9 protein-coding genes and 1 tRNA gene are annotated in these 8845 nt (G+C 72.6%); 1 reads left to right on the plus strand and 9 read right to left on the minus strand.

Features of this window, described 5'->3' with window-relative positions; translation table 11 throughout:
- The 7 genes from VFW24_08245 to VFW24_08275 form a co-directional block, all read right to left on the minus strand.
- On the minus strand, nucleotides 1-1302 hold a 1302-nt coding region (locus tag VFW24_08245; GenBank protein HEX5266751.1), incomplete at its 3' end, for a SpoIID/LytB domain-containing protein.
- Nucleotides 1299-2477 carry a glycosyltransferase family 4 protein gene (locus tag VFW24_08250; protein HEX5266752.1) on the minus strand — a complete coding sequence of 393 codons (1179 nt, stop codon included), beginning with the start codon at nucleotides 2475-2477 and terminating at the stop codon, nucleotides 1299-1301. The genes VFW24_08250 and VFW24_08245, both read right to left, overlap by 4 nt.
- Nucleotides 2474-3652 (minus strand): glycosyltransferase family 4 protein, encoded by a 1179-nt coding sequence (locus VFW24_08255; GenBank protein HEX5266753.1) that lies wholly within the window; start codon nucleotides 3650-3652, stop codon nucleotides 2474-2476. Before VFW24_08255 ends, VFW24_08250 begins: the two co-directional genes overlap by 4 nt.
- A complete protein-coding gene (locus VFW24_08260; protein HEX5266754.1) occupies nucleotides 3649-4737 on the minus strand; it encodes a glycosyltransferase family 4 protein in 1089 nt (362 codons plus the stop codon). Before VFW24_08260 ends, VFW24_08255 begins: the two co-directional genes overlap by 4 nt.
- 40 nt (nucleotides 4738-4777) lie before the next feature.
- Nucleotides 4778-5740, minus strand: a complete 963-nt coding sequence (locus VFW24_08265) for a hypothetical protein (protein HEX5266755.1) — start codon at nucleotides 5738-5740, stop codon at nucleotides 4778-4780.
- Nucleotides 5741-5744: 4 nt separating this feature from the next.
- Nucleotides 5745-6737 carry an ABC transporter permease gene (locus tag VFW24_08270; protein ID HEX5266756.1) on the minus strand — a complete coding sequence of 331 codons (993 nt, stop codon included), beginning with the start codon at nucleotides 6735-6737 and terminating at the stop codon, nucleotides 5745-5747.
- Nucleotide 6738: 1 nt separating this feature from the next.
- Entirely contained in the window at nucleotides 6739-7365 is a 627-nt protein-coding gene (locus VFW24_08275) for an ATP-dependent Clp protease proteolytic subunit (GenBank protein HEX5266757.1), read from the minus strand.
- Between the two features lie 66 nt (nucleotides 7366-7431).
- On the opposite strand from VFW24_08275, the gene VFW24_08280 reads away from it, so the two are divergent.
- A tRNA-Leu gene (locus VFW24_08280) sits at nucleotides 7432-7505 on the plus strand.
- Nucleotides 7506-7653: 148 nt separating this feature from the next.
- Here VFW24_08280 and VFW24_08285 read toward each other — a convergent pair.
- Nucleotides 7654-8457 carry a hypothetical protein gene (locus VFW24_08285; GenBank protein HEX5266758.1) on the minus strand — a complete coding sequence of 268 codons (804 nt, stop codon included), beginning with the start codon at nucleotides 8455-8457 and terminating at the stop codon, nucleotides 7654-7656.
- A gap of 27 nt (nucleotides 8458-8484) precedes the next feature.
- Nucleotides 8485-8845, minus strand: a 361-nt coding sequence (locus tag VFW24_08290) for a hypothetical protein (protein HEX5266759.1), incomplete at its 5' end; no start/stop codon positions are given.

The following is an 8845-nucleotide window of genomic DNA, read 5'->3' on the forward strand; positions in this document are numbered from 1 at the left end:
GTCGATCCCGCCGCTGGGGGCGCCGACCACGGCAAACCAGTTGGACTTGAGGCCCAGGCGGGCGGCGAAGGTCGAGCCGGTCGTGGTGACCGACCCGGCCGAGCCCTGCACGACCAGCGACACGACCCGTCCCCCCTGGTCCGCCTGGGCCGGGCCGGACCGCGACGTCACGCCCAGCGACTGGAAGGTTCCGACCGACGGGTAGGCGGACTGGATGCTCGGGGCCGGCAGGACGACCGACCAGCTGTGATTGGGGTTGCAGGCGCCGGACGTGCACACGGCGTCCCCGTCGTCGACTACGGCGGTGAACGGGCCTCCCGCCGTCCATCCCCCGGTCGAAGACGAGTACTCGGTGGCCGGCACCGCCCCGCTTCCGTCGACGCGCACCTGACCGGCGGTGTCGACCACCGCCGCGTCGGTCGTGGCGTTCTCGGCGTGCATGCCGCCGTAGACCTGGCACGCCGTGGTGTCGCAGATGTCGGCGTAGCCGTAGGCGCCCGTCCCGCCCTGCGAGCTGGGGGCGGCCTCCTGGTTGGCGGCGTACGACCGTGACGCCACCGCCTGGGCCTCGAGGGCCTGGAAGCCCTGGGCGTGGCTCTGCGGCCCGGCCGAGCCCTGGGCGCCCCAGGAGGGCGGAGACTCGCTGGGGACTACGCCGCGCAGGTACTGCTCCATTGGCAGGACGTTGACGGTGCGGGCCACACCGCCGATCTCCGCTCCCTGGAGAGAGCCGCGCACGTACAGGTTGGCGCCGGCCCCGCACAGCTGCAGGGCCGAGGTGGTCGTGGCGCTGGCGGCGTCCGCCGACGAGGTCGCCACGGCCTGCGGCCCGGTCCCTCCCGCGTCCGACGCCGTGCCCGCCGCGGTCCACGGGCCGGCGCAGCCCGGACCGCGCGAGATGGCCCACGTGCCCGGTGAGGAGAGGTGCATCAGCACCGCCTGGCCGGCGGTGAAGGACATTCCCGCCGCCGTGAACGGGGCCCCGGAGGTGACGATCACGTCGTTGCCGTCGTTGCCGACCAACCGGACCCGGACCGGACCGTTGGGCACCGTGCCGGCGCTGGTGCCGCCGTAGAAGTGGTCGAGGATCCAGCTGTAGGGCTGGCCCGCCAGGGCGTAGCCGAGGGCGCCCCACTGCCCCATCCCGATGCCGTGGCCGAAGCCGTGGCCGGCGAGGGTCACCGAAGCCGGGGACTGGGCCGCCGCCGGTCCCGAGCGGGTCGCCGCCGGCAGGGCCACGGCGGCTCCCGCCGCCACCACGGCCGTCGCCGCTCCGATCCGGCGGAAGGCGGGGATGCTCACCGCCGTCCGGGAAGCTCGTCGAGGAAGCGCCGGTAGCGATCGATGAGCACCGGCCACTGGAAGTTGGCGTCGACGTAGCGGCGCCCCGCCGCCGCCAGGCCGCCCGCGAGGACGCGATCGGCCGTGAGACGGGTCAGCGCCGCCTCGAACTCGGCGAAGCCGCCGTACCACAGCCCGCCGCCCGACCGCACGCAGTGCTCGACCGTGGCGGGCGAGCGGCCGTTCACCAGCACGGGCACGCCGGCGCTCCAGGCCTCCACCACGACCAGCGAGAACGACTCCATGGCCGAGGGGGAGATGCACCCCTCCGAGCCGGCCAGCAGGCCCCACTTGGTGTCCTCGTCGACGGGGCCGGTGACGACGAGATCGGGGTGGTCCGGAGGCCGGTCGACGACCTGGCCGACCAGCACGAGGGCAAGGGGCCCGGGGTTCCGTTCCTTGTGGGCGAGGAAGAAGCGCCACAGCGAGCCGATCCCCTTCTGGTCGTCGACCCGCCCGATCGCGCAGACGTAGGGCCGCTCCCCCACACCGGCATGGCGGCGCGCCGCCACCGGATCGGCCTGGCGCGGCTCGACCCCCATTCCCAGCACGATCTGGTGACGCTCGGCCACGTCGAACAGGTGGTGCACCAGCCGGCGCTCCTCGTAGGTGTGGAACACCAGGCCGGCTGCCGCCCCGAACACGGGAGGGAAGACCGGGAGCCGGATCGGTGCCTCGTCGTGGGCAGCGGCGTGCAGCACGGCCCGCTCACCAACACGCGGCAGCCCCCACACCGTCGGGTAGTACAGGTAGGGGTAGAAGGCCACCACCTCGGCGTCCGACGCCGCCGCCGCCTCGACCACCTCCGGGCACACCGGGCCCTGCAGGTCGATCCAGCGCTCCGCCTCCTCCATCGTCGCCTGAGCGACGCGGGTCAGCAGCGGCCCGGAGTAGTGATGGAACCCGGGATCGCGCCCGGCGCGGGAGGCGAAGCGGTGGACGGTCACACCGGCCTCGACCGAGGTTCCGGGCGCGACCTCGTCGTGCCACGTCATGGCGTCGAGGGCGCAGGTCGTGAACACCTCGACGTCCCAGCCGAACGCCGCCACCAGGCGTTCGGCCAGCATGCGCGCCGCCGTCTCGGCGCCCCCGGTGACCTGGGTCCCGTAGCGCGGCACCACGAACGCCAGCTTCACGGCATCACCCCGGTCAGCGGGGCCAAGGCTTCGATGAGGCGCAGCCGAGAGCGCGCCAGGTCGAACTCAGCCAGGCGCTGCCGTCCGGCGTCGACCAGGGCCCGCCGGAGGGCGTCGTCGGTCACGACGCGGTGCACAGCGGCCGCCACCGTGGCCGGAGAGCGGTCGGACACCACCAGTCCCGCCGTCGCGAGGGTCTCGGGGACGGCGCCACAGGGGCGGGCCACGATCGGGACGCCGTGGAGCATGGCCTCGAGGAGGGGGACACAGAACCCTTCGTGCTCGGACAGGATCACCAGGGCGTCGGCGGCGCGGTAGTGGGCGGACAGCTCACCGCCCGACACCCGCTCGCGGATGATCACGGCGTCCGCCACGCCCATCTCGGTCGCGTAGCGGCCGAGGGCCCGGGCGTAGCTGTCGGTGGCGGGGCGCCCGATCAGCCGCAGCCGGGCCCGGGGGTCGTACACCCGGCGGTACATCACGAGGGCCTTGATCAGCTCGTGCTGGGCCTTGTTCGGAGCCAGCCGGCCGACGAACAGAAGATCGGCGCCCCCGTCCGCCTTGGCCTTCTCCAGCGTCGCCAGGCACGTGACGTCGACGTCGGCGGTCATCGTCTCCAGGTCGAGGAGGATCGGGACCACGGCCGTCCGGCGGTAGTCGAGCTCCATCAGCTCGAGCTCGTTGAAGCTCGAGTCCGCCATCCCGAGGGACGTGCGGGGAGCGAGGTGGGCCAGCTGGGCCCGCCCCCAGTTGAGGGCGTTGGCCACGTCGGTGTCCCAGGCCCGGAAGAACTCGGCCGGAGTCAGGTTGTGGTAGTCCACGACCAGGGGCTCGGGACGGGAGAACACGTAGTCGGCCAGCACCGAGCCGGTGGCGAGCTGGTACAGGAGCAGGCTCCCCCGGGCAAAGCCGGGGAACTCCGAGAAGTGCCGGGCCTGCCCCTCCAGCTCGGCGTGCACGGCCTCGACGAATATCTCCGACGCGAACCCGGCGTCCTGCAGCGCCCTTCGCATCTCGAGGGTGTGCATCCCGACCGCGTCACCGGGCAGGAGGGCGGGGAGGAACTGGTGCACCGCGGTCACCGAGCCCCGCTGGGCCTCACCGGCCGGCGGCGGGCGGCGCAGGACCGACCGGGTGATCCCCGCCCCGCCCGACCGGGCGGCGGGGTCGGTCATCCCGCCGCCCCCAGCGCCGCCTGCACCGCCGCCGCGAACCGGGGCCGGGTCCGCTCGGGGGCGAACTCTGCCGCCCGGGCCCGGCCCGCTTCCACCAGCTGCTTGCGCAGGTCTCCGTCCGCCACCACCCGGTGGACGGCGGCGGCCACCAGCGCCGGCGTCTTGGCCGGCAGGACCACCCCGGCGCCGGCGACGGTCTCGGGGATGGCGGTCGACGCGAAGGCCACTACCGGGACCCCGGCGTGCATCGCCTCCAGGATCGGGACGCAGAAGCCCTCGTGATCGGAGAGGCAGACCAGGGCGTCGGCGCCGGCGTAGTAGGCGGCCCGCTCGGCGTCGGACACCGAGCCGGCCAGGTCGACCGCATCCCACAGGTCGAGGGCGCCCACGAAGCGGCGCAGGGCGCGCAGGTAGTTGGGCGACGACGCCCCCCCGACCAGGTGCAGGCGGGCCCGGGGGTCGTAGGTGCGCCGGTAGGCGGCCAGGGCCTTGAGGACGTCGTGCTGGGCCTTGTTGGGGACGATCCGGCCGACGAACAGCAGGTCGGCGCCACCCTTCTCCTTGCCCCGCGCCAGCCAGTCGAGGGTCACCCGGTCGGGCGCCGTCGCCTGGGCGTCGAGGTCGATCAGGAGGGGCACCACCGACGTGGAGCGGTAGCCGAGCTCGTCCAGCTCGGCCTCGTTGTAGTGCGACACGGCGATGGCATGGCGGGCCACCACCGCCAGCTTGCCGATCTGCCGGCGGCCCTCGGCCACCTCGTCGGCCAGGCCGGGCTCCCAGGTCTCGAGCAGCGCCGGTGGGGTGACGTTGTGGTAGTTCACGAGGAGGGGTTGGGGCTGCTCGAGCAGCCAGTCGGCCATGCGGTGCCCGGTCGAGGCCTGGTACAGGATCCAGTCCCCGGGACGGGCCCGGTAGCTGTCGTAGGGCCGGGAGATGGAGGCGTGCTCGGGAGACGCATCGGCCACGAACAGGTCGGATGCCAGACCCATCTCCCGCAGCACGGACCGCACCTGGAGGGCGTGGCCCCCGATGGCGTCCCGGCCGACGAAGGAGGGGATGAACTGGTGCACCGCCGACGCCGTCATGGCCGGCGGGCGGTGGGGAGCGACGGGTCCATCCGCCGGTTCAGGCCGGGCGGACCGCGGTGACGAGCGACATGACCAGGCCGTCGGTCGTGGTGGCGTTCTCGAACCGGGCCCGGCCCAGGAGGTGGGCCCAGGTCACGGCGTGCAGTGGGCGCCCGGGGGCCAGATCGGCCTCGAGGGCCGGGACCGCCTCGGGCCAGCGCTCCGGGTTGACGGCAAGGATCACGACCCGCCCGCCGGGCGCCAGCTTGGCCGCCGCCAGCTCGACGAGCAGGCGCTGGCGCCCCAGGGGGAGCCGGTCCACGCACCCGGACAGGACCAGCCCGGCCAGCCCGCCGTCCGCCACCGCCCCGAGATGGGACACCGGATCGTCCGGCCACGCCTCCAGCCCGGCCGCCACCGCCGCGTCGACCAGCGGGCCCCGCGGGTCCACGCCGTAGGCGTCGACGCCGCCGGCCCGGAGCGCCTGCACCATCGCCCCCCGGCCGCACTCGGCGTGAAGGACGCGGCCGGGCGCGGTCCCGAGCTGCCCGACGACCCGCTGCTCCCATTCCCCCAGGTCGGGCGCCTCGGCGGGACGGTCCCGCCCGTCGTCCTCGGCCGGCCGCCACTGGGCCAGCTGCTCCTCGAGGTGGGAGGTGCGCTCGGCCAGCGTCCGCAGAGCACGGACGGTGGAGGTGCTGAAGGCGGTCACCTGCTGGGCCAGGTACTCGAGATACCAGGCCATGGCCTTGCGAAGGACCCGCTTGACCTCACCGACGGCCGGCTTCTGCGAGGCCGTCGGCACCGCCACGTTGATGTAGGCGGCCCGGTCCGCGGCCTTGATGGCCTCCCCGAAGTCCCCGTCCAGCGGGCCGACAGGCACGAAACGGTCGAACACCAGGTCGAGCTCGCGCTCCAGGCTGGGGGGGAAGTCGCCCGCCGCCCGGCGGCGGCGCACCTCCTCCTGGATCTCCCCCATTACCTGGTCCAGGTCGACGGTCCCGCTCGGTTCCTCGCTCACGTCCTCACAGCTCCTCGGCAAAGTTCCCTTCCAGCCGGGCGAACACGGCCAGCGCCGCCCCGACCAGCACGACGGCCGCTCCGAGCACGATCAGCACGTGCCACAGGTACCACCACTCCCCCGCCTGGGGCAGGAGCTGCCGGCTGGACAGCGGCACCTTCGTCAGCGAACCCGACGCCACCTTCCCGCCGTAGACCTTGGCGTAGATGGCGCGCTGAAAGACCAGGACGATGTCGGTGAGCGGGTTGATGCACGGCAGCCAGGTGGGCAGATGGTGCTTGGCCAGCTCCGATGAGATCTGCTGATACGAGTAGACGATCGGTGTGGCCCAGAACCAGGCGGCTCCGACGATCAGCTCGACGAAGTGCTGGGTGTCGCGGAGGTAGACGTTCACCGCCGAGAGCAGCACGGCCAGGGCGGCGCAGAGGATCACGAGGGCCACGAAGGCGGGGATCAGCTCGGGCAGGTACCGCACCCCGGGCAGGTAGCGGGCGGCCACGAGCACGATCAGCAGGACGAGGCTCTGGAAGAAGAAGAACACGATGCCGGCGCCCACCGACGCCAGCGGGAGGATCTCCCGGGGGAACGCGACCTTCTTCACGATGCCGGCGTTGCCGACCATCGTCCCGGTGGCGTTCATCAGGGAGTACGAGAAGAGGTTGTACGCCAACAGGCCGGACATCAGGAAGATGGCGAAGTCCGTGATCCCGCTGTGTAGGACGATCTGGAAGACGAAGTAGTAGATGCCGAGGGTGAAGGCCGGGTTCAGCATCGACCACAGCATCCCGAGGAAGCTGGAGTTGTACTTGACGGTGAGCTCCTTGCGCACCAGTGACAGGAGCAGCTCCCGGTAGGCCCAGATGTCGGCTATCCGGGGAAGGACGCGGACCTGGGGCGTGATCACGCGCACGCGGTCGGAGGCGCCGTCGACGGAGCGCCCACCGGCCGACCGCCCGTTCTCCGCCGCGGCGGGAGCGGGCCGGCTGGTCACGCTCACGTCAGGTGCTGATGGCCGCGGACACCGACCTGGTGATCACCTGGTCGATGAACCCGTAGTCCTTGGCCTCGTCGGCCGTGAACCACCGGTCGCGGTCCGAGTCGGCCTCGATCCGCTCCACCGGCTGACCGGTGTGGAAGGCGATGCGCTCCGCCATCATGCGCTTGAGGTAGACGATCTGCTCGGCCTGGATGGCGATGTCGGCGGCCTGGCCCTGCATCTGGCCCGACGGCTGGTGCATCAGGATGCGGCTGTGCGGGAGGGCGTAGCGCTTCCCCGGGGCCCCGGCGCAGAGGAGGAACTGCCCCATCGACGCCGCCAGCCCCACACAGATCGTGGCCACGTCACAGCGGATGTACTGCATGGTGTCGTAGATGGCCAGCCCGTCGGTGACCGACCCGCCGGGGGAGTTGACGTAGAGAGCTATGTCCTTCTCCGGCTCCTCGGCCTCGAGGAGGAGGAGCTGGGCGCAGGTGAGGTTGGCCGAGGTCTGGTCGATCTGGGTGCCGAGGAACACGATGCGCTCACGGAGCAGCCGGTTGTAGATGTCCATGGAGCGGTCGGAGAGGTTCGTCTGGGCCGTCACGGCGGCCAGGCCGGGGGGAAGGGGGTCACGGTGCTGGGCCATGGGGCCCGAGGGTAGTCGCCGCCGCCGGCCGGCCGGTGCCGGCGGCGGTAGCCTCGCACTGCGTCCGCCGACGTAGCCCAATTGGCAGAGGCACGACGTTTAGGTCGTCGTCAGTGAGAGTTCGAGTCTCTCCGTCGGCACATGGCCACGCACCGGAATGACGAGCCGGACGAGCCCGACCATCCCGCGGCCCAGGACCACCTCACCCTCGTCACGGACGAGGGCCGGGCCGACGAGGTCGTGGAGGCCTCGCGGGGCGCCCCGCTCGCTGACGATCCCCTCGACGGGTCAGAGACAGGCCGGCACCGGCGGACGGCCCGCAGTCAGAACCTTGGTACGGTCACGGGAGCGACCCCAGATGACGCTCAGAGCCATGCCCAGGCCGGTCGCGAGCAGAACCAGCTCGATGCCCAGCCGCCATCTGCGGTTGTGCTCGATCACCGACAGGTAGCCGAGCTTGGGAATCACGGTCCGCGCCCGCCAGGCCCGACTGCCTCCGAGCTGCGCCTTCCACGGGTCCACGACGTTGTTGGCGTCCCCCCTGGTCCGGATCACCGGCCCTGCCGGTCCCGGCGTCACCGACACCACCCGGTGGGCCACGGTCGCACCGCCCAGGCCGGGGGGCTGGATCACGAGCACCTGGCCGGGGCGGACCGCGCTCAGCGGTTCAGGCGCGACGAGCACCGCGTCTCCCGGCTGGATGCCCGGGCGCATCGACCCGCTGAGGATCGGGACGAGACCCCAGGCGCCGGTCAGCGACCCCACCACCGTGAAGGCCACACCCACCCCGGCCGCGCCGAGCATCAGCTTCGACAGGAGCGAGAACGCCCGGGACAGGAGTCGGGCCGGGCGGGCGGCGCGGGCCGAGGAGGCAGGCGGCTCCGGAGTGCGGTCCGGCTCAGCCGATTCAGCCGGCTCCGCCGGGTCCCGAATCGGGACCGGGCCCGCCGCCGGAGCAAGCCCACTACGTCGGCGCCGAGGGTGACCCCCACGGGGCGGGCCGACCAGCACCGCTCCGGCCCACAGCAGGACCCCGGCGAGCACGAGCTTCTTGGCCGAAGCCACCTTGACCAATCCCAGGAGTGAGCGCACGGGTGTCCTCGTCCTTCTCGGCGAGACCTAGTCGGCCTGGGTGGCCCGCTGGATGCCCGTGAAGGTGTAGGTGAGCGTCGAGCTCAGACTCTGGAAGCTGTTCGGCGCCGTCGTCGGCAGCGTGAGCGTGACCAGTAGATGGTCGGAGCCGGCCGCCGTCAGCGCGTTGAGCGGCGTCACGGAGGACGCGCTGCTCTCGAGTGCGGCCACGGAGGTGGACGACATCACCGTGGTCGTGGTGCCCGAGCAGCTGTAGGTGTACGCCGGTGCCACGCCGCCCTCGGTCCAGGCCACCGAGCACGACTGCACGGTGGTCTGGAGGCCGTTGGTGGTGTCGGTGTCGAGGCTCGAGCTCGGGGAGGCGGTGATGCCGAGCGTGATCGAGGCC

The sequence above is a fragment of the Acidimicrobiales bacterium genome, assembly GCA_036273495.1.
Classification (GTDB): domain Bacteria; phylum Actinomycetota; class Acidimicrobiia; order Acidimicrobiales; family JAJPHE01; genus DASSEU01.

Coding starts and splice junctions, on each gene's coding strand:
- VFW24_08255 (HEX5266753.1), bottom strand. CDS start 3,652: ATGACCGACCCCGCCGCCCGGTCGGGCGGGGCGGGGATCACCCGGTCG.
- VFW24_08260 (HEX5266754.1), bottom strand. CDS start 4,737: ATGACGGCGTCGGCGGTGCACCAGTTCATCCCCTCCTTCGTCGGCCGG.
- VFW24_08275 (HEX5266757.1), bottom strand. CDS start 7,365: ATGGCCCAGCACCGTGACCCCCTTCCCCCCGGCCTGGCCGCCGTGACG.